Source organism: Streptomyces sp. NPDC000941 (assembly GCF_053599555.1).
Genome location: NZ_JBSFMM010000035.1, coordinates 28,530 through 48,414 on the forward strand (window position 1 = coordinate 28,530; position 19,885 = coordinate 48,414).

At 70.7% G+C, this 19,885-nt stretch carries 17 protein-coding genes; 11 read left to right on the plus strand and 6 right to left on the minus strand.

Translation table 11 applies throughout. From position 1 onward, the window contains the following. The first annotated feature begins 73 nt into the window (after positions 1–73). Entirely contained in the window at positions 74–1,492 is a 1,419-nt protein-coding gene (tyrS, locus tag ACWDSL_RS14100) for a tyrosine--tRNA ligase (RefSeq protein WP_450485055.1), read from the plus strand. 134 nt (positions 1,493–1,626) lie between these two features. Here the strand turns inward: tyrS and ACWDSL_RS14105 are convergent, their stop codons facing one another. Continuing rightward, on the minus strand, positions 1,627–1,911 hold the full coding sequence (locus tag ACWDSL_RS14105) for a GlsB/YeaQ/YmgE family stress response membrane protein (protein ID WP_450485057.1): 285 nt from the start codon (positions 1,909–1,911) through the stop codon (positions 1,627–1,629). Positions 1,912–2,101: 190 nt separating this feature from the next. Here ACWDSL_RS14105 and ACWDSL_RS14110 point away from each other — a divergent pair, with 190 nt between their 5' ends. Then, positions 2,102–2,491: a DUF3099 domain-containing protein gene (locus tag ACWDSL_RS14110; protein WP_450485059.1), complete on the plus strand. Its 390-nt coding sequence runs from the start codon at positions 2,102–2,104 to the stop codon at positions 2,489–2,491. Between the two features lie 193 nt (positions 2,492–2,684). After that, the gene (locus ACWDSL_RS14115; protein ID WP_014180736.1) at positions 2,685–2,912 is read left to right on the plus strand and encodes a hypothetical protein; all 228 of its coding nucleotides are present in this window, start codon (positions 2,685–2,687) and stop codon (positions 2,910–2,912) included. A gap of 5 nt (positions 2,913–2,917) precedes the next feature. Here the strand turns inward: ACWDSL_RS14115 and moaA are convergent, their stop codons facing one another. The 3 genes from moaA to ACWDSL_RS14130 form a co-directional block, all read right to left on the minus strand. Then, positions 2,918–3,907 (minus strand): GTP 3',8-cyclase MoaA, encoded by a 990-nt coding sequence (gene moaA / locus ACWDSL_RS14120; RefSeq protein ID WP_450485061.1) that lies wholly within the window; start codon positions 3,905–3,907, stop codon positions 2,918–2,920. Between the two features lie 159 nt (positions 3,908–4,066). Further along, the gene (locus tag ACWDSL_RS14125; protein ID WP_450485063.1) at positions 4,067–5,668 is read right to left on the minus strand and encodes a solute symporter family protein; all 1,602 of its coding nucleotides are present in this window, start codon (positions 5,666–5,668) and stop codon (positions 4,067–4,069) included. Further along, a complete protein-coding gene (locus ACWDSL_RS14130; RefSeq protein WP_014180733.1) occupies positions 5,665–6,021 on the minus strand; it encodes a DUF485 domain-containing protein in 357 nt (118 codons plus the stop codon). Before ACWDSL_RS14130 ends, ACWDSL_RS14125 begins: the two co-directional genes overlap by 4 nt. A 272-nt stretch (positions 6,022–6,293) precedes the next feature. Between ACWDSL_RS14130 and ACWDSL_RS14135 the strand changes: the two genes are divergently transcribed. From ACWDSL_RS14135 to ACWDSL_RS14165, 7 genes are all read left to right on the plus strand, one after another. Continuing rightward, positions 6,294–7,868, plus strand: a complete 1,575-nt coding sequence (locus ACWDSL_RS14135; RefSeq protein ID WP_450485065.1) for a S8 family serine peptidase — start codon at positions 6,294–6,296, stop codon at positions 7,866–7,868. A 74-nt stretch (positions 7,869–7,942) separates the two neighbouring features. Next, on the plus strand, positions 7,943–9,487 hold the full coding sequence (locus ACWDSL_RS14140) for a S8 family peptidase (protein WP_450485067.1): 1,545 nt from the start codon (positions 7,943–7,945) through the stop codon (positions 9,485–9,487). A gap of 84 nt (positions 9,488–9,571) precedes the next feature. Beyond that, positions 9,572–10,093: a hypothetical protein gene (locus ACWDSL_RS14145; protein ID WP_450485069.1), complete on the plus strand. Its 522-nt coding sequence runs from the start codon at positions 9,572–9,574 to the stop codon at positions 10,091–10,093. Between the two features lie 102 nt (positions 10,094–10,195). Further along, positions 10,196–11,185: a DEDDh family exonuclease gene (locus ACWDSL_RS14150; protein WP_450485071.1), complete on the plus strand. Its 990-nt coding sequence runs from the start codon at positions 10,196–10,198 to the stop codon at positions 11,183–11,185. An 81-nt stretch (positions 11,186–11,266) separates the two neighbouring features. Continuing rightward, complete coding sequence (locus ACWDSL_RS14155) at positions 11,267–11,500, plus strand: hypothetical protein (RefSeq protein WP_014180728.1); 234 nt, start codon at positions 11,267–11,269, stop codon at positions 11,498–11,500. 81 nt (positions 11,501–11,581) lie between these two features. Beyond that, positions 11,582–12,388 (plus strand): SURF1 family cytochrome oxidase biogenesis protein, encoded by an 807-nt coding sequence (locus tag ACWDSL_RS14160; RefSeq protein ID WP_450485073.1) that lies wholly within the window; start codon positions 11,582–11,584, stop codon positions 12,386–12,388. 67 nt (positions 12,389–12,455) lie between these two features. Further along, on the plus strand, positions 12,456–13,211 hold the full coding sequence (locus ACWDSL_RS14165) for an SDR family oxidoreductase (RefSeq protein WP_450485075.1): 756 nt from the start codon (positions 12,456–12,458) through the stop codon (positions 13,209–13,211). Here the strand turns inward: ACWDSL_RS14165 and ACWDSL_RS14170 are convergent. Both ACWDSL_RS14170 and ACWDSL_RS14175 read right to left on the minus strand, forming a co-directional pair. Further along, complete coding sequence (locus tag ACWDSL_RS14170) at positions 13,208–13,708, minus strand: response regulator (RefSeq protein ID WP_450485077.1); 501 nt, start codon at positions 13,706–13,708, stop codon at positions 13,208–13,210. The genes ACWDSL_RS14165 and ACWDSL_RS14170 overlap by 4 nt on opposite strands. Continuing rightward, the gene (locus tag ACWDSL_RS14175) at positions 13,705–17,931 is read right to left on the minus strand and encodes a HAMP domain-containing protein (protein ID WP_450485079.1); all 4,227 of its coding nucleotides are present in this window, start codon (positions 17,929–17,931) and stop codon (positions 13,705–13,707) included. Before ACWDSL_RS14175 ends, ACWDSL_RS14170 begins: the two co-directional genes overlap by 4 nt. A gap of 93 nt (positions 17,932–18,024) precedes the next feature. On the opposite strand from ACWDSL_RS14175, the gene ACWDSL_RS14180 reads away from it, so the two are divergent. Continuing rightward, entirely contained in the window at positions 18,025–19,833 is a 1,809-nt protein-coding gene (locus tag ACWDSL_RS14180) for a SpoIIE family protein phosphatase (protein WP_450485081.1), read from the plus strand. The last annotated feature ends 52 nt before the right edge of the window (positions 19,834–19,885 follow it).

Genomic DNA, 19,885 nt, shown 5'->3' on the forward strand with positions numbered 1-19,885 from the left:
CAATAGACTGGTCCACGCCTATCTGTCCATCCGTCTTTCCATCCATCGATTCCCGACTACTACCAGGAACGCCATGACACGCCTCGGCGAATCCGTCGCCCGCGCCAGCGCACTGCTCACCGCAGACCTCTCCTCCGACCAGACCGTGGAGAAGCTGCTCGAGGAGACGGGATCCCGGCGCTATCTGGACCTGACGGACCTGTCGGCGAAGGAGCAGGCCGAGCTGATCGCGGCGCGCGCGGTCGAGGTCCTGCCGGGCGTGGACCAGCTGGCCGAGCGGATCGAGGAGCGTCGGACGGCGGGCCGCGGGCTGAGCCTCAAGCTCGGCATCGACCCGACGGCCGCCGATGTGCACCTCGGCCACGCCGTGCCGGTGATCATCCTCAGCCGCTTCCAGCGGATGGGGCACGACGTCACCCTGCTCATCGGTGACTTCACCGCCAAGATCGGCGACCCCACCGGGCGTACGGCCGAGCGGCCGCCGCTCACCGACGACGACATCGCCCGGAATCTGGCGGGCTACCGGGATCAGGTCCGGCCCTTCTTCGACTTCGAGAAGGTCAGCTTCCGGCAGAACAGCGAGTGGCTGGCGCCGTACACCTTCCCGGAGCTGCTGGGGCTGCTCGCCCAGGTGCCGGCCTCCCAGCTGCTGCAGCGCGACGACTTCCGCAACCGGCTGGCCGAGGGTTCCGGGCTGGCCATGTCGGAGCTGCTCTACCCGATCGCCCAGGGGCTCGACTCGGTCGCGCTGGAGTGCGATATCGAGCTCGGCGGCGCGGACCAGCTGCTCAATCTGCAGATGGGCCGCAAGCTGATGGAGCTGCGCGGGCAGCAGCCGCAGCTGGTCGTCACCATGCCGCTGATCGAGGGCACGGACGGCACCGGCACCAAGATGTCCAAGTCCAAGGGCAACTACATCGCGCTGTCCGCCACCGCCGAGGACGTCTTCGGCAAGATCATGTCGATTCCGGACCGGCTGATGGCGCCGTACCTGCGGGCCTGGACCGAGTGGACCGACAGCGAGATCGACCTCGTCAAGGGGCGGCTGGAGGACCGGTCGCTGCACCCGATGGACCTGAAGAAGGTGCTGGCGGGCGAGATGGTGACGGCGCTGTACGGCTTGGCGGCGGCCAAGTCGGCGCGCGCCGGGTTCGTGGCGCAGTTCTCGAAGAAGTCCTTCACGGACGTCGAGGTCCTGCCGGAGGTCGACGCGGCGGAGCACGGCGCCGAGTCGATCGCGACCGTACTGAGTAAGGTGCTCCAGTTCCAGCCGAGCGCGTCGGCGGCCCGCCGGGTCGCCAAGCAGAACGGGCTGCGCCTGGTCGTCGAGACCGAGGGCGGGCAGGAGTCCACGGTGCTCACCGAGGCGCAGGCGGTGCGGCCGCTGGCCGAGGTGGCGGCGGAGGTCCTGGCGGGCGCCGGGCTCACCGCCGACTCGGGGAGCGTCTACCTCAAGGCGGGGCGGAAGATCGCCCGGCTGCGGGGGCTGTGAGCGGCCGGTAGCGGTCGATCAGCGGTAGCTGTGAGCGGGGGTCGGTGCGCGTCCACCAAGCGCGCCGGCCCCCGCCGTCCGTACGGCCCGGGCCCAGCGCCATCCAGCGAGCCGATGCCGTGGCACCAGCGGGCTCAGGCCCGTTCCCTTCTGCGTCTGCCGCCGCCCAGCGCCGCGTACACGCGCGTGCCCGCCGCGACGATCAGCACCGCTCCGGCGATCTGGAGCAGATGCCGTCCCCAGTCGACGCCCGACGTGTGCCGGATCCCCACCCAGCCGGCCACCGCGTTGCCCACGATGGCGCCGAGGATGCCGTAGATCGTCGTCAGCCAGAGCGGAATGTGTTGCTTACCGGGCAGGATGGCCCTGGCGATGACACCGAGCACCAGGCCTACGACGATGGCCCACAGCCAGTTCATGAACGCCTCCTCCGGCCAGATTGCGGCGGATGGCGGTGCGACGCACGCTGTAGTCGGCCGTACGCGTTACGTCGTAGCGAAGCCGCCACCCGCGAGGACCCCCACCCGTGTACCCCCTGGGGTTCGGGCGTAACGTGGGGTACGTCCGGAAGCGGGGAGTTCCGGCTTGGCGATCGGGTGGTGGAACGTGATGCGGAAGCACAGCGAAGCCGAGGTCTTCCGGATCACCGGGGCTCGGCAGGGGCTGGCTGACGATGTGCGCGGCCGGCAGCGCCGCTACATCATCTCGATGTCGATCCGGACCATGTCCGTCATCCTGGCCGCGGTGCTGTGGAACATGGAGCGGCATGTGGCCATAGTGGCCCTGGTGCTGGGTGCGGTGCTGCCGTACATCGCCGTGGTGATGGCGAACGCCGGCCGGGAGAACGTCCCCTCGCTTCCCTCCACCTTCGTCCCGGCGCCGCCCCGTCCGATGCTCATCTCCGGTCAGCAGAACGGGGGTTCCGGATCGACCGGGGCGGAATCAGACGTGGAAGACGCCGGGACGGCTACCGAAAATGGACGCTCCGAACGCGGCTGACCTGGGCCGATCCCGTAAGCTCAGGAAAACCTCAGATCAATTGCGCGGTTCCGGTGCACTGTGCCCCACCGCTCGTGACATACTTCGTACGCGTTCCGCATCCCCCGTCGGAACGATGGACCGACGCCGGGCGGCTCCCCCCGTGGCTGCCCGGCGTCGCCATGTCCAGCACGGTTTCCGTAGAGTCTGCGGTGTGAACACTCCCGAGACCGACGCCGTCATCTGCTCCGCGAAGGGCTGCCGCGCGCCCGCCGTATGGGTGCTGGCCTGGAACAACCCGAAGATCCACACACCCGAGCGGCGCAAGACCTGGCTGGCGTGCGAGGAGCACCGCGGGTACCTGTCCGACTTCCTCGGGGTGCGCGGCTTTCTGAAGGACGTGGTGACCCTGGAGGAGTGGTCGTCAGCCGCCGATCACTGACGCCCTCAGCCGCCGATCGCCGACATCGGGCGGTCGGGCTGCAGGAACGACGGGTCGTCCAGTCCGGAACCGGCCTTCTTTCCCCACATCGCCAGCCGCCACAGCCGGGCGATCTCCGCATCCGGCGCGCCGGAGCGCAGCGCCCCGCGCAGATCGGACTCCTCGCGGGCGAACAGGCAGGTGCGCACCTGTCCGTCGGCGGTGAGCCGGGTGCGGTCGCAGGCGCGGCAGAAGGGGCGGGTGACGGAGGCGATGACCCCGACGCGGGCCGGGCCGCCGTCGACGAGCCAGCGCTCGGCGGGCGCGGAGCCGCGGGCCTCGTCGCCTTCCGGGGTCAACTCGAAGCGGGTTCGCAGCGACGCCAGGATGTCCCCGGCGGTGATCATGCCGTCGCGCTTCCAGCCGTGCTGGGCGTCCAGCGGCATCTGCTCGATGAAGCGCAGCTCGTACTGGTGCGCGAGGGCCCAGGCGAGCAGGTCGGGGGCCTCGTCGTCGTTGAGCCCGGGCATCAGCACCGCGTTGACCTTCACCGGGGTGAGCCCGGCGGCGCTGGCGGCTTCCAGGCCGCGCAGCACATCGGCGTGGCGCTTGCGCCGGGTCATGGTCTGGAAGACCTCGGGGCGCAGGGTGTCCAGTGAGACATTGACCCGGTCCAGGCCCGCGGCGCGCAGGGCGGCCGCGGTGCGCTCCAGGCCGATGCCGTTGGTGGTGAGCGATATCTGGGGGCGCGGCTCGAGGGCGGCGCTGCGCTCGACGATGCCGACGAGCCCGGGGCGCAGCAGCGGCTCACCGCCGGTGAAGCGGACTTCGGTGACCCCGAGGTCGGTGACGGCTATCCGGATCAGCCGGACGATCTCGTCGTCGGTGAGCAGATCGGGCTTGGCGAACCATTGAAGGCCCTCTTCCGGCATGCAATAGGTGCAGCGCAGATTGCACCGGTCGGTGAGGGAGACGCGCAGGTCGGTGGCGGTACGACCGTAGGTGTCGATCAGCATGGCGGCCCCTCCACGGACTCGTTGCCCAAAGTCTCGGCGCTACGGTCAATTCTCCCGCAGCGTACGCGACGCCTGTGACATTCGAGATTTCGCGAATCTCACCGCGCCGTCGGGCAGGTCCGTGGCGGGGCCGCCGGTGCTCTCCTCGGGGGTGTCGCGTCAGTGCGCGCCGTAGCCGGTGAGCGAGCGCACCTCCAGCTCAGCGTACTTGGCGTTGTCCGGCTTCTCCTTGGACAGCAGGGAGCCCACCCAGCCGAGCAGGAAGCCCAGCGGGATGGAGATCAGGCCGGGGTTCTCCAGCGGGAACCAGTGGAAGTCGACGTCCTTGAACATCGAGCTCTTCGGATTGCCGGAGACGACCGGCGAGAAGAGCACCAGGAAGACCGAGGAGATGAGCCCGCCGTAGATGGACCACAGCGCGCCCTGGGTGGTGAACCGCTTCCAGAACAGGCTGTAGAGGATCGTCGGGAGGTTGGCGGACGCGGCGACCGCGAAGGCCAGCGCGACGAGTCCGGCGACGTTGAGGTCCCGGGCGAAGACCCCGAGCACGATCGCGACGATGCCGATGCCGACGGTCGCCCAGCGCGCGGCCCTGATCTCCTCCTCCTGTGTCGCCTCGCCCTTGCGGATGACGTTGGCGTACAGGTCGTGGGCGAAGGAGGACGAGGAGGCGAGGGTGAGCCCGGCGACGACGGCGAGGATCGTCGCGAACGCGACCGCGGAGATCACGGCGAGCAGCACGGGGCCGCCGAGTTCGTCGGCGAGCAGGGGTGCTGCGGTGTTCCCGGCCGGGTTCGAATCGGTGATGGTCTTCTTGTCCAGCAGCGCGGCGGCGCCGAAGCCCAGCGCGATGGTCATCAGGTAGAACACGCCGATGATGCCGATCGCCCAGTTCACCGACTTACGGGCGGCCTTGGCCGTGGGGACGGTGTAGAAGCGGATGAGGATGTGCGGCAGGCCCGCGGTGCCGAGCACCAGGGCGATGCCGAGCGAGATGAAGTCGAGCTTGGTGGTGCCGGTGGCCCCGTACTTGACGCCCGGCTCCAGGAAGGCGTGGCCGAGGCCGCTGTTCTTCGCCGCCTCGCCCAGCAGCGAGGACACGTTGAAGTCGAACTTGAGCAGCACCAGGAAGGTCATCAGCAGGGCGCCCGCGATCAGCATCACGGCCTTGACCATCTGCACCCACGTGGTGCCCTTCATGCCGCCGATGGACACGTAGAGGATCATCACCACGCCGACGAGGACGACGATGAGGATCTTCCCGGCCTCGTTGGTGATGCCCAGCAGCAGGGAGACCAGCACGCCCGCGCCGGCCATCTGGGCCAGCAAGTAGAAGATCGACACGACGATGGTGGAGACGCCCGCCGCGGTGCGGACCGGGCGCTGGCGCATCCGGTAGGCGAGCACATCGCCCATCGTGTACCGGCCGGTGTTGCGCAGCGGCTCGGCGACCAGCAGCAGGGCGACCAGCCAGGCGACGAGGAAGCCGATCGAGTACAGGAATCCGTCGTAGCCGGCGAGCGCGATGGCGCCGGCGATGCCGAGGAAGGACGCGGCCGACATGTAGTCGCCGGAGATGGCCAGGCCGTTCTGGAAGCCGCTGAAGGAGCGGCCGCCGGCGTAGAAGTCGGTGGCGTCCTTGGTCTGGCGGCCGGCCCATACGGTGATGCCGAGGGTCGCGACGACGAAGACCGAGAAGAGGGTGATGATCAGCGGCCGGTGGTCCGACGCGCTCTCGACCGCGAGCTGATGGATGCTCATGCGTCACTCCCCATGCTGGACTTGATCGCCGCCGAGCGCGGGTCGAGCTTGGCGGCGGCATGGCGGGAGTACCACCAGGCGATGAGGAAGGTGGTCAGGAACTGGCCGAGGCCGAACACCAGGGCGACGTTGATGTTGCCGGCCACCTTGGTGTCCATGAAGCCGCCCGCGTAGTTGGACAGCAGGACGTACAGCAGGTACCAGCTGACGAACGCGATGGTGAGCGGGAAGGCGAACGAGCGGTGGGCGCGGCGCAGTTCGCCGAACTCCGCACTCGCTTGCACCTCGGCGTACGGGGGATGTTCTTGCTGTCGCTGATCGCCAGGGCGATCGCTGGCCGGCGCGGTGTCCACGGTCTCTCCTGTGGATGGCTTCTGACGGGACGTATATGCAGAATTTCCAGTGATCCAGATCACGCATGGTAGGGCGACGCCGGGCCGTCCAACAGAGGCTGGTAGTTGAAAGGAGGGAATAAGTCGACGGAGTGATTGACTCCGGGTACTGTGGCGCGTTTTCCTCCGGAATGCCTTGATGGGGGCCCTTGATCGACGATAGTTTCGCTCGTCATGTACCCGTCCAGGCGCGACTCGCGCAGGGCGGTCTGTACGGATGATGTGGAGACCCCATGGCTCATCACAGACCGGCAGCACAACCGGGCATCAGACGTCGGCGCGCCCTGGCGGCGGTGCCGGCCGGGTTGGCGCTCACCGCGTCCCTCGTCCTGCTCCCCCCGGCAGCCTCGGCCATCCCCCGGGGCGCGCCGACCTCTTCGGCCCTCACCTCTTCGGCCGCGGCTGACGGCCCGTCGCTGTCGTACGTGGTCAACACCGCCGCCGACCACGGCACCGTCGGCGAGGTGAAGAAGGCGATCACGGCCTCACACGGGACGGTGGTGACCGCCTATGAACGAATAGGAGTCATCATCGCCCATTCGAAGGACCCCGCTTTCGCCAAGACGATCCGTCAGGTGCGCGGCGTCCAGTCGGCGGGCGCGACCCGCACCGCGCCGCTGACCCCGGCCGCCACCACCGAGGTCGGCAGGCCCGGGAAGGTGCCGGCGCCCCGGACCTCGGCGACGACCGCGGCGAAGGCGCTGGCCGCCGGGCAGGAGCCGCTGGAGTCCCTGCAGTGGGACATCCCCGCCATCAAGGCCGACCAGGCCGCCAAGGTCAACCCGGGCAGCCGTAAGGTCACCGTCGGCGTCATCGACACCGGCGTGGACGACACCCACCCCGACCTGGCCCCCAACTTCTCCCGGTCCCAGTCGGCCAGTTGCGTCGGCGGCGTCGCCGACACCAGCCCGGGCGCCTGGCGCCCGTGGGACCCGGCCGAGGACTACCACGGCACGCATGTGGCCGGGGAGATCGCCGCCGCGCGCAACGGCGTGGGCGTGGCCGGCGTCGCGCCCGGGGTGAAGGTCTCCGCCATCAAGGTCAGCGAGCCGACGACGAGCCTGTTCTACGCGGAGAGCGTGGTGTGCGCCTTCGTCTTCGCGGCCGACCACGGCGTCGAGGTGACGAACAACAGCTACTTCGTCGACCCGTGGAAGTACAACTGCGCAGCCGACCCGGACCAGAAGGCGATCTCCGACGCGGTCGGCCGGGCCACGGCGTACGCGCAGCGCAAGGGCGTGGTCAACGTCGCCTCGGCGGGCAACTCCAACGACGACCTCGCGGCCGGCTCGCTCACCGACGCCACGAGCCCCAACGACACCACCCCCGTGGAGCGCACGGTCGACCCGTCGGTCTGCCCGGACGTGCCCACCCAGCTGCCCGGCGTCGTCACGGTCTCCGCGACCGGCGTCACCTCCCTGAAGTCGTACTACTCCAGCTACGGCCTGGGCCAGGTCGATGTGGCGGGCCCGGGCGGCGACAAGTACCAGGTGCCCGAGCTGCCCGCCAAGGACGGCCGGATCCTGTCCACCATGCCCGGCGGCGACTACGGCTATCTGCAGGGCACCTCGATGGCCTCCCCGCATGTGGCGGGGGTCGCGGCGCTGCTCAAGAGCGCGCACCCCAAAGCGAGCCCGCAGGAGATCCAGTGGCTGCTGAAGGCCCAGGCGGACAACCCGGGCTGCCCCACCGGGCCGTACGACCCGGACGGTGACGGCGACACGGACGCCGTCTGCACCGGCACCAAGCACATCAACAGCTTCTACGGCTACGGCATCGTCGACGCGCTGGACGCGGTCACCAAGTGAGCGATCACCACGCAAAAGTTCACCCCATGACGCCGCACGCCCAAGCCCGCCCAACCACCAGAACCGGAGTACCCATGACGCCGCGTACCGCCGCGATACCCGCCGCCCTGACGCTCACCGCCGCCCTGGCCTTCCTGCCCACGACCGCCGCCACCGCCGTCGGCGGCTCCAGCGGCTCCGACAGCTCCCTCGGCGGCTCGGCCCTGACCTCCGGCGCCGCGGCCGACGGCCCGTCGCTGAGCTACGTCGTCAACACCCGCCCCGGCCACGGAAACGCGGCCCGGGTGAAGAAGGCCATCGCCAAGGCCGGGGGCAGCGTCGTCGTGGCGTACGACCGGATCGGCGTCATCGTCGTCCACTCCGCCGACGCCGACTTCGCCAAGACGATCCGTCAGGTGCGCGGCGTCGCCTCCGCGGGCGCCACCCGCACCGCCCCGCTGCCCGCCCAGTCCACGACCGACACCGGCGCGCCGCAGGTGCTGTCCGAGGCGCAGCAGAAGGCCGTCGCCGCACGGGCCGCCGCCGGGCAGGACCCGCTGGAGCCGCTGCAGTGGGACCTGCCCGCGATCAAGGCGGACAAGGCCCATGAGAAGAGCCTGGGCAGCCGGGACGTCACCGTGGGCGTGATCGACACCGGCGTGGACGACACCCACCCGGATCTCGCCCCGAACTTCGACCGCAAGGCGTCGGTCAACTGCGTCACCGGCAAGCCGAACACCGCCGACGGCGCCTGGCGGCCCTCGGCCGCCGAGAGCCCGCACGGCACCCATGTCGCCGGGGAGATCGCCGCCGCGAAGAACGGCATCGGCGTCACCGGGGTGGCCCCCGGGGTCAAGGTCTCCGGCATCAAGGTGTCCACGACCGACGGCTTCTTCTACACCGAGGCCGTGGTGTGCGGCTTCGTCTGGGCCGCCGAGCACGGCGTGGACGTCACCAACAACAGCTATTACACCGACCCCTGGTACTTCAACTGCACCACCGACCCGGACCAGAAGGCCCTGGTCGAGGCCGTCACCCGGGCCTCGCGGTACGCGGAGCGCAAGGGTGTGGTCAATGTGGCCGCGGCGGGCAACGAGAGCTACGACCTGGCCGCCGACTCCATCACCGACCCCACCAGCCCCAACGACAGCACCCCCGGCGACCGGGAGATCGACCCGCGCACCTGCCTGGACATCCCGACCCAGCTGCCGGGCGTGGTCACCGTGGCCTCGACCGGGGCCAAGGGGCTCAAGTCCTCGTTCTCCAACTACGGCCTCGGCGTGATCGACATCGCGGCCCCCGGCGGCGACAGCACCGTGTACCAGAAGCCGGCGCCCCCGGCGGAGAGCGGGCTCATCTACAACACCCTCCCCGGCGGCAAGTACGGCTACATGGCGGGCACCTCCATGGCCTCCCCGCATGTGGCCGGCGTCGCGGCGCTCATCAAGAGCACCCACCCGCACGCCTCCGCCGCGCAGGTCAAGGCGCTGCTCAAGGCCCAGGCCGACGACACCGCCTGCCCCGACCCATACGACATCGACGGGGACGGCGAGGCCGACGGCGTGTGCGAGGGCACCGCCGCGTACAACGGCTTCTACGGGGCTGGGATCGCGGACGCCCTGGACGCGGTCACCAAGTAAGGCACTGGCACAATGCACGGGCCGTCGGGCGGGCTCCGCCCGGCGGCCCGTACGTATGCTCCGATGCCGCGAGAGGACCGTCCCGTGGACCGCGACGACGCCTGGGGGCCGCTGCCCAGCCGTTCCAGGGCCCTGCTGGTGCCGCTGTTCCTGCTCACCGTGGTGGTTCTGCCGGTGTGGTGGGTGCTGCTGCTGGCCGCCTTTCTGGTCTTCCTCGCGTTCGCGTTCGTCGGGGAGGTGCTGTCGCTGATCCCCGGGTTCGAGAAGGGCTTCACCAAGCTGCTCGACTCGTTCTGGAACCGCGTGGAGATCTGGCCGCGCTGGTGCGTGACGCTCCTTGAGCTGCGGCACGAGGGCGACGCCGGCTTCTACCGGGCGCGCGTCGACAAGAGGCTCGCCGCGTGGACCCGTAAGGAAGAGGCGGCCCAGGCGGCCAGGAAGGCCCCGCCGCCCGGCCCGTACGAGGTATGGCTGCGCGACTTCCGCGGCGTCGGCGCGGGCTATGTCGTCCAGGCGGCGCGCGGGCTGGGCTGGGAACTGAGCCACGACCTGCACTCGGACCCGGAGCGCGTGGTCAGGCTGCGGCGGCTGCCGGTGGCGGCCTGAGCCCTGGGACAGGTCGCCACAGGGCGTCAGGGCGGCTGTGAGGGCCGTGCGTTGGGCCCTGCTGGAGCGGAGTGTCGGCGACGGCCCGTATCCTCACTGACCATGCTCGAAGACCGCATGGCCGCCGCACCGCGACTCGTATCGCCACCCTCGCCGTGGCCGGCCGCCTATCCCGACGGATACGCGGTCGTCGACGTGGAGACGACCGGGCTCGCCCGGGACGACCGGATCGTGTCCGCCGCGGTCTACCAGCTGGACGCGCGCGGCGCCGTGCAGGACCACTGGTACACCCTGGTCAATCCGCAGCGCGACCCGGGCCCGGTGTGGATCCACGGCCTGACCAGCGACACCCTGGCCGATGCCCCGCTCTTCGCGGAGGTCGCCGACGAGTTGGCCCAGCGCCTGGACGGCCGGGTGCTGGTCGCGCACAACGCGGTCTTCGACTGGTCGATGCTCGCCCGGGAGTACGCGCGTGCGGGGAGCGCCGCGCCGGTGCGGCAGCGGCTGTGCACGATCGCGCTCTCCAAGGAGCTGGGCCTGCCGCTGCCCAACCACAAGCTGGAGTCCCTGGCCGCGCACTACGGGGTGGTCCAGGAGCGCGCCCACCACGCCCTGGACGACGCACGGGTGCTCGCCGAGACCTTCCGGCCGAGTCTGCACGCGGCCGCCGCGGGCGGGCTGCGGCTGCCCCTGCTCGCCTGCCAGCCGCTGACCGAATGGTCCGACGCCCCCCGACCGATCGGCTACCAGCGGTCCTACCGCGCGACCAGCTGGCGCCCCAGCCGCAAGCGCCCGGCCTGCCCCTACCCCAACCCGGGGCGCTACGAGCCGGGCGGCCGACTGGTCCAGGGCATGCGGGTGGCCTTCTCCGGCGACACCTCGATCGACCGCGAGCTGCTGGAGGACCAGGCGATCGAGGCCGGACTGCACGTGGCCACCAGCGTCTCCCGGCTCACCAGCCTGCTGGTCACCAACGATCCGGAGGCCGCGACCTCCAAGATCACCAAGGCGGCCTCCTTCGACACCCCGGTCATCGACGAGGCGGCCTTCACCCAGCTGCTGCGGGACGTGGCCCCCGCACCCGGCAAGTGAAGCCAGCAAACAGGTGAAGTCGGCCCAACACGCCCGGCCGCCGCTCCCCCACGGCGCCCCGCAGCCCGCACCCTGTGCCCCATGGCACGTTGCGAGGTCTGCGGAAACGACTACAACCTGACGTTCGAGGTGCACGCGCAGGGCGCGGTGCACGTCTTCGACTGCTTCTCCTGCGCCATCCACCGCATGGCGCCCATCTGCGAGCACTGCCGGTGCCAGATCATCGGCCAGGGCGTGGAGGTGGACGGCCACTTCTACTGCGGAGCCCACTGCTCCCGGGCGGAAGGGAAGGTGGGGATCATCGACCGCGTCTGAGCGATCGGACGTACGTCCGGGATCGGCCCCCCGGTGCCCCCAGCGGCCGGGGGGCGATCCACGGCGAGTACTGTCAAGGCCGTGTACCGCTTCCTGTTGTCCCGGCAGTGGGTGATCCTCACGCTCGTGGGTCTCGCCCTGATCCCGGTCATGATCCGACTGGGCTACTGGCAACTCCACCGGCATGAGCACCGGGTCGCGCAGAACCAGCTGATCGCCGACAACCTGGACGCCCGGGCCGTCCCCGTGGACCGGCTCACCGGGCCCGGACGCACGGTCGCCTACGACGAGATGTGGCGCACCGTGACCGCCAAGGGCCGGTACGACACCGGCCACGAGGTGGTCGTACGCCAGCGGACCGCCGCCGACGAGCAGACCATCGGCTACTACGTGCTCACCCCGCTCGTCATGGACGACGGCCGGGCCGTCCTGGTCAACCGCGGCTGGATCCCGGCGGGCAACGACCTCACCCGCTTCCCCAAGGTGCCGGCCGCCCCCTCCGGCGAGATCACCGTCACCGGCCGCCTCAAGCGCGACGAGACGACCGGGAACAGCGGCATCAAGGACAAGCAGGGGCTGCCCGCCCGCCAGGTCATGCTGATCAACAGCGGGCAGCTGGCGAAGTCCCTGTCCGAGCCGGTCCTCGGCGGCTATATCGAGCTGACCAAGTCCTCCCCCAAGGGCAGCGACCAGCCCGAGGTGGTCCCGGAGCCGGACCACAGCGGCATCGGCCCGCATATGGCGTATGCGATCCAGTGGTGGCTGTTCTCCGCGGGCGTGCCCATCGGCTGGGTGATCCTGGTCCGGCGCGAGCTGCGCGACCGGGCGGCCGCCGCACGGGACGCCGAGCCCGCGCCCGAACCCGAACCCGAGCCCGCCGGGGTCTGACCGGTCACGGCCGGTCCGGCGCCGACCTCCCTTACGCTCGCCGAGGGCCCCACGGCAGACTGACCCCATGGATCTTGGACTCAAAGACCGGGTGTACGTCCTCACCGGAGCCAGCCGAGGGCTGGGCCGCGCGGCCGCCCGTGAGCTGGTCGCCGACGGTGCGAAGGTCGTGATCACCAGCCGCGACGAGAAGACGGCGGCGGAGGCCGCCGCCGAGCTGGGCCCGAACGCCGTCGGCGTCGCGGCCGACAACGCCGACCCGGCCGTGGCCGAGCGCCTGATCGCCACGGCCCGTGACCGCTTCGGCGGCTTCGACGGCGTACTCATCAGCGTCGGCGGCCCCCCGGCGGGCCTGACTGCGAACATCACCGACGAGCAGTGGCGGGCGGCCTTCGACTCCGTCTTCCTGGGCGCGGTCCGCCTGGCCCGCACCGCCGCCGCGGAGCTCTCCTCCGGCGGTGTGATCGGCTTCGTCCTCTCCGGTTCCGTGTACGAGCCGATCCCCGGTCTGACGGTCTCCAATGGGCTGCGGCCGGGCCTGGCCGGGTTCGCGAAGTCCCTCGCCTCGGAGGTGGGCCCGCAGGGCATCCGGGTCGTCGGCCTGCTGCCGGCCCGGATCGACACCGACCGGGTCCGCGAGCTGGACTCACTGTTCGGCGACGCGGACGAGGCGCGGGCCCGCAACAGCGAGCGGATCCCGCTGCGGCGCTACGGCACACCGGAGGAGTTCGGCCGCGCGGCGGCGTTCCTGCTCTCGCCCGCCGCGTCGTATCTGACCGGCGTCATGCTGCCGGTGGACGGCGGCGCGCTGCACGGCTTTTAGGCTCCCCCTTTTTTGTGGCTCGGTTCGCCTCCGGGGGGCGCCGCGCGCAGGGTGTCCACGGTCCGTTCCAGCTCGGCGACCCGCTCGGCGAGCCGGCGGTTCTTGCGGTCCAGCTCCAGGAACACATTGACCTTGGTGCGCAGCAACCAGGGGTCGAACGGCTTGGTCACAAAGTCGGCGGCGCCGATCGCATAGCCCCGGTAGGCGTAGTCGGAGTCCGTGTCCTCCCCGGTCAGCAGGATGATCGGGACGTCTTTGGTCTGGTCGAGGCGCTTGATGGTGGCGGCCGTCTCGAAGCCGTCCATGCCCGGCATCAGGATGTCGAGCAGGACGGCCGCGAAGTCCTGCCGCAGCATGGCCTTCAGCGCTTCCTCCCCGGAGTGGGCGCGGACCAGCCGCAGATCGAGCGGGCCGAGGACGGCTTCCAGCGCGATCAGGTTCTCCTCCATGTCGTCGACGATCAGAATCGCCGACTTCTCGGGTGCGCCGCCGCTCATGTCCGCCCCCGCCCCGGCGGTCCGGTGTCCGCGGCGCCCTCGCGGGCCGCGGCGGTCCCGCCGGGCGGGCTGCCCAGCGGATCGAGCAGATCGCAGACGGCCGACAGCAGCCGGTCGACGTCCACGGGCTTGGGGACGTAGTCGTTGGCGCCGCTGTCGATCGCCTTCTCCCGGTCGCCCGGCATGGCCTTGGCGGTGAGGGCGATGATCGGCAGCTCGGCGAGGCGAGGCGTGCCGCTGCGGATGGCCCGGATCGTCTCGTAGCCGTCCATCTCCGGCATCATCACGTCCATCAGGACCAGGGAGACGTCGGGATTGCGGTGCAGCACCTCCAGGCCCTCACGGCCGTTCTCCGCGTACTTCACGCTCATGCCGACCCGGCCCAGCACATGGGTCAGCGCGAAGACGTTGCGGATGTCGTCGTCGACGATGAGGATGCGCCGCCCGTTCAGCACCCGGTGGGGGCGGCCGGACTGCCATTCGCTGAGCCGGGTGGTCTCCGGCCAGGACTCGTCGCGGCCGTCGCCGCCCGACCGACGCGAGACGCCCGTCAGGCTGGTGTCGTCGCCGAACACCCCGCTGGGCGCGTGGTCGGCGACGTCCGGCAGCTGCTCGTCCGGCGCGGGGGGCGCGGCCGGGACGGTGGAGCCGGTGGCCCGGGGGTCCGACGGGTCGGGCGCCGGGACGATGCCGGCGTAGTGCGAGGGGACGTACAGGGTGAAGCGGGAGCCGACGTTCACCTCGCTCTCGGCGACGATCCGGCCGCCCAGCATTCCGGCGATCTCCCGGCTGATGGACAGGCCGAGCCCGGTGCCGCCGTACTTGCGGCTGGTGGTGCCGTCGGACTGCTGGAACGCCTCGAAGATCACGGACAGCTTCTCGGGCGGGATGCCGATACCGGTGTCGGTGACGGAGAAGGCCACGACGGCGTCCGCGCTCCGCAGCGTCTCCTCGCTGAACCTCTCTCCGGGCGCCCGCTCGACGTGCAGCTTCACCCCGCCCGAGGAGGTGAACTTGAGCGCGTTGGAGAGCAGGTTGCGCAGGATCTGCTGGAGCCGCTGCTCGTCGGAGAACATCTCGCGCGGAACGTCCTCGCCGACGGTGATCTCGAAGGACAGGCCCCGGTCGGCGGCCAGCGGCCGGAAGGTCGCGTTGACGTAGTCCAGCAGCTTGACCACCGGCAGCTTCCTGGCGCGTACGTCCATCCGGCCCGCCTCGATCTTCGACAGGTCGAGGATGTCGTTGATCAGCTGGAGCAGATCGGAGCCGGAGCGGTGGATGGTGGTGGCGAACTGCTCCTCCTGCTCGGACAGCCGCCCGTCGGGGTTGTCGGCGAGCAGCCGGGCCAGGATGAGCAGCGAGTTGAGCGGGGTGCGCAGCTCATGCGACATATTGGCCAGGAACTCGGACTTGTACTGCGAGGCGGTGGCCAGCAGCGCGGCCTTCTCCTCCAGCTCCGCGTTGGAGCGCTGGAGCTCGTTGGAGCGCTGGCGCAGCTCGGTGGTGAGCCGCTGGGACTCCGACAGCAGGGACTCGGTTCGGGCGTTGGCGATGATGGTGTTGATCGAGACGCCGATGGTGTTGACGAACTGGTCGACGAAGGCCAAATGGACCTCGCTGAACCGGCTGAAGGAGGCCAGCTCGATCACTCCGAGCACCTGGTCCTCGTACTGGATCGGCAGGATGACAACGCTGGCCGGGACCGCGGACCCGAGCCCGGAGTCGACGGTGATGAAGTTCGGCGGGACGTCGGTGATCAGGATGCGCTTCTTCTCGATGGCCGCCTGGGCGATCAGTCCGCGGCCCGCCGACCCGCTCTGCGGCAGCGGCCCCTTCTCCGGGTTGATGCCGTAGCCGGCGATGAACTCGAGGCCCTCGCCCGGCTTGGCGCCGGCCTCGGTGAGGAAGAAGGCCCCGAACTGCGCGTTGACCAGCGGAGTGAGCTCGCGCAGGATCAGGTCGGCGACCTCGACCAGATCGCGGTGGCCCTGCATCAGGGAGGCGATACGGGCGAGGTTGGACTCCAGCCAGTCCTTGGCCCTGGTGGTCTCGCGCAGGTTGGTCACCATGAGGTTGACGTTGTGCTTGAGCTCGGCGACCTCGCCCTGTGCCTCGACCGAGACGGCCCCGGACATATCGCCCTGGGCGACGGCGGAGGCAACCTCGGCGATCGCCCGCACCTGGGTGGTCAGGTTCAGGGCGAGCTCGTTGACGCTGGTGGTCAGCCGCTTCCAGGTGCCGTAGACCGCCTCGACACGGGCCTGGCCGCCCAGCCGGCCCTCGCTGCCGACCTCACGGGCGACCCGGGTGACCTCGGAGGAGAACGCGGAGAGCGTGTCGACCATCGTGTTGATGGTGGTCTTGAGCTCCAGGATCTCGCCGCGCGCGTCCACGTCGATCTTCTTGGACAGATCGCCCTGGGCGACGGCGGTGGCGACCTGGGCGATGTTGCGGACCTGGGAGGTCAGGTTGGAGGCCATGAAGTTGACGTTGTCCGTCAGGTCCTTCCACACCCCCGATACGCCCGGCACCTGGGCCCGGCCGCCCAGCTCCCCCTCGGTGCCGACGTCGCGGGCGACCCGGGTGACCTCGTCGGCGAACGCCCGAAGCTGCTCGACCATGGTGTTCACGGTGTCCTTCAGCTCCAGGATCTCGCCCCGGGCGTCCACCGTGATCTTCTTCGACAGGTCGCCGTTGGCCACCGCCGTGGTCACCTGGGCGATGTTGCGCACCTGCGAGGTCAGGTTCAGCGCCATGAAGTTGACGTTGTCGGTGAGCTCCTTCCACACCCCGGAAACTCCGCGGACCTGCGCCTGGCCGCCCAGGTTGCCCTCGGTGCCGACCTCGCGGGCCACCCGCGTGACCTCGTCGCCGAACGCGGAGAGCCGGTCGACCATCGTGTTGATCGTCGACTTGAGCTCCAGGATCTCGCCCTTGGCCTCCACCGTGATCGTCTTGCTGAGGTCTCCCTCCGCCACCGCAGTGGCGACCTGGGCGATGTTCCGGACCTGGGAGGTGAGGTTGTCCGCCATGAAGTTGACGTTCTCGGTCAGGTCCTTCCACACCCCCGAGACGCCCCGGACCTGGGCCCGGCCGCCCAGCTCACCCTCCGTACCGACCTCACGGGCCACCCGCGTGACCTCGTCCGCGAACGCCGACAGCTGATCGACCATCGTGTTCACGGTCAGCTTCAGCTGAAGGATCTCGCCCCGGGCGTCGACGGTGATCTTCTGCGAGAGATCGCCGTTGGCCACCGCCGTGGTCACCTGGGCGATGTTCCGGACCTGGGAGGTCAGGTTGGACGCCATGAAGTTGACGTTGTCCGTCAGGTCCTTCCACACCCCCGAGACGCCCCGGACCTGGGCCCGGCCGCCCAGCTCACCCTCCGTACCGACCTCACGGGCCACCCGCGTGACCTCGTCCGCGAACGCCGACAGCTGATCGACCATCGTGTTCACGGTCAGCTTCAGCTCCAGCAGCTCCCCGGTGGCCTCGACGGTCACCTGCCGGGTGAGGTCGCCGCGCGCGACCGCCGTGGTCACCGCGGCGATGTCCCGGACCTGGGCCGTCAGCCGGGAGGCCATGGTGTTGACGGCCTCGGTGACCTCGCGCCAGTCGCCGGACAGCCCCTGGACCTTGGCCCGGCTGCCGAGCCGGCCCTCGGTGCCGACCTCGCGGGCGACGCGGGTGAGTTCGCCGGTGAACAGCGACAGCTGGTCCACCGTGCGGTTGACGCCGCGCCCGAGCCGGCGCAGATCACCGCGCAGCTGACGATTGCCGTCGTGCAGGTCGACCCGTTTGGTCAGATCGCCCGCGGCGACGGCGTCCAGCACCTGCGTGGCGTTCGAGACGGGGCCGACGAGCGCGTCCACCAGCTGATTCGCCGCGTCCACGCTGGTCGTCCAGGCCCCTTGGCCGGGGCTGGCCGTGATCCGCTCGTCGAGTCTGCCCTGCCGTACCACTTCGCGGCGCACCCGCTGCAGCTCCGAGGCCAGATGGGCGTTGCGGGCCACGAGCTGGTTGAACGCCCCGGCCATCTCGCCGAGCATGCCCTCTTCCGCGCTGTTGGCGCGTACGGAGAAGTCCCCGTCGCACAACGCCTGCAGCGCACCCAGCAGGGACCGCAAGCCTGCCGCGCTCACCCGCTCCTCGCCGGGCGCGAGGCCCGGGGATTCGGGGCGGACGTCGGAACGTATGTCCATGGGGGTCGGGTCATTTGCCATGACATCGTCTCTTATGGATCGATTCGCACTCCTGTGCCTGTCATAATATGGCACCGAAATGACCTAATCGCCCCAAAGCGCCAGGAGCGGCTGGTGGGAGCCTTGCTTCCTCTCTCGCGGGAGTCCGTCTCGCGGACCATGCTGCCCGGGACCGTGGGGGCGCCCGCCGCGGCGCGCGCGTTTGTGCGCACCACGCTCACGGGACCGGGCGCGCCGGCGGTCCTCGGGCCGTGCCCGCTCGGCGACCGGCTGACCGAGGACGCCGTGCTCCTGGTCAGCGAGCTGGTCACCAACGCCGTGCTGCACGCGGGCACCGAGATCGAGGTCGTCTGCCGGCTGCAGACCACGCCCCCGGGCGTCGTTGTCGAGGTGAGCGACCTCCACCCCGCCAGCGCGGTGTACGGCGGCCAGGACACCCGGCGCCGCGGCCGCGGCCTCCAGCTGATGGGCGCGCTCGCGGAGTCCTGGGGCGTGACTTACCACCGCACCCGCAAGGCGGTGTGGTTCCGGCTGGACGCCGCGCCGGAGGGGTCCGGGGCCGATGCCCTCCCGGTCGACGCGGTGGGCAGCGAAGTGCGCTTCGCCAAGGCCCTCGCCCCGGCCGCGCCGCCGCGGCACCGGGAAGGCTCCGGTGGGTGGGTGGACCGCGGCGGACCGTCGTTCCTCGCGGAGGCCAGCGACCTCCTCGCCGGACAGCTGGACGAGAACATGGTCGCCGCCCTCGCCGGGCAGCTCCTGGTGCCGCGGCTCGCCGACTGGTGCGCGGTATGGCTGAGCACCGAGGGCCAGAGGCTGCGGCTGTGCCGCGTATGGCACAGCGACGAGCGCCGCAACGACGCGCTCCGGCTGGCGCTCGAGAGCCACCCGCCGCCCACCGGACTCGACCCCTCCGGCACCCCCTGGCCCTGGCCCGAGCCCGCGGACGGCCGTGGCGCGGGCGGGGCCGCGCTGGCGTTCCCGCTGCTCGCCCAGGGCCGCAACCACGGCGTACTGCTGCTGGGCCGGGCGGGCGTGACCCAGCTGACCGAGGGCGTGGCACGGCTGTCGGGCGATGTGGCCCGGCGGGTGGCCCAGGCGGTGGCCACCGCCCGGCGCTACACCCGGCAGGCGACCATCAGCCGGGCGCTCCAGCGCCGGCAGCTGCCCACCTCCCTCGCCCATATCCCGGGCGTCGACACGGCGATCGTGTACGAGCCGCATGGCGAGGAGCAGACAGTCGGCGGCGACTTCTACGACCTGTTCCCGATGGGCGGCCGCCGTTGGTGCTTCCTGCTCGGCGATGTGTGCGGCAGCGACCCGGAGGCGATGTCGGTGACCGGTCTGGCCCGCCATCTGGTCCGGCTGCTGGCCCGCGAGGGCCACGGCGTCGAGTCGGTGCTCTCCCGGCTGAACCAGGCACTGGTGGAGGAGGGCGCCGAAGCCGTGGCCGTCGGCGGCGAACAGGCCAGGCCGCGCTTCCTGAGCCTGCTGTACGGCGAGCTGCAACCCGACCCGGCCACGGGCTGCGCCCACTGCACACTGGCCAGCGCCGGACACCCGCTGCCGCTGCGGCTGACCGCCGAGGGCTCGGTGGTCACCACGGGCAGCTCCCAGATGCTGCTGGGCATCGACGAGAGCGCCGACTTCCACGCCGACAACTTCGACCTGGCGCCCGGCGAGACGCTGCTGTGCGTCACCGACGGGGTGACCGAGCGGCGCAGCGGCAACCGGCAGCTGGACGACGACGACGGCCTCGCCGACATCCTGCGGGGGTGCGTGGGCCTGGGCGCCAAGGCGGTGGCGGAACAGGTCCGGCGCGCCGCCCACGACTTCGGCCCCGAGCCGATCGACGACGACCTCGCCGTGCTCGTACTCGAAGCGGTGCCGGTACGGCCGGTGCCGGTGCGGATGGCGCCGCTGTAGACGGTGCGGCGAGGTGCCGGTGCGGATGGCCCAGCCGTAGACGGTGCGGCAT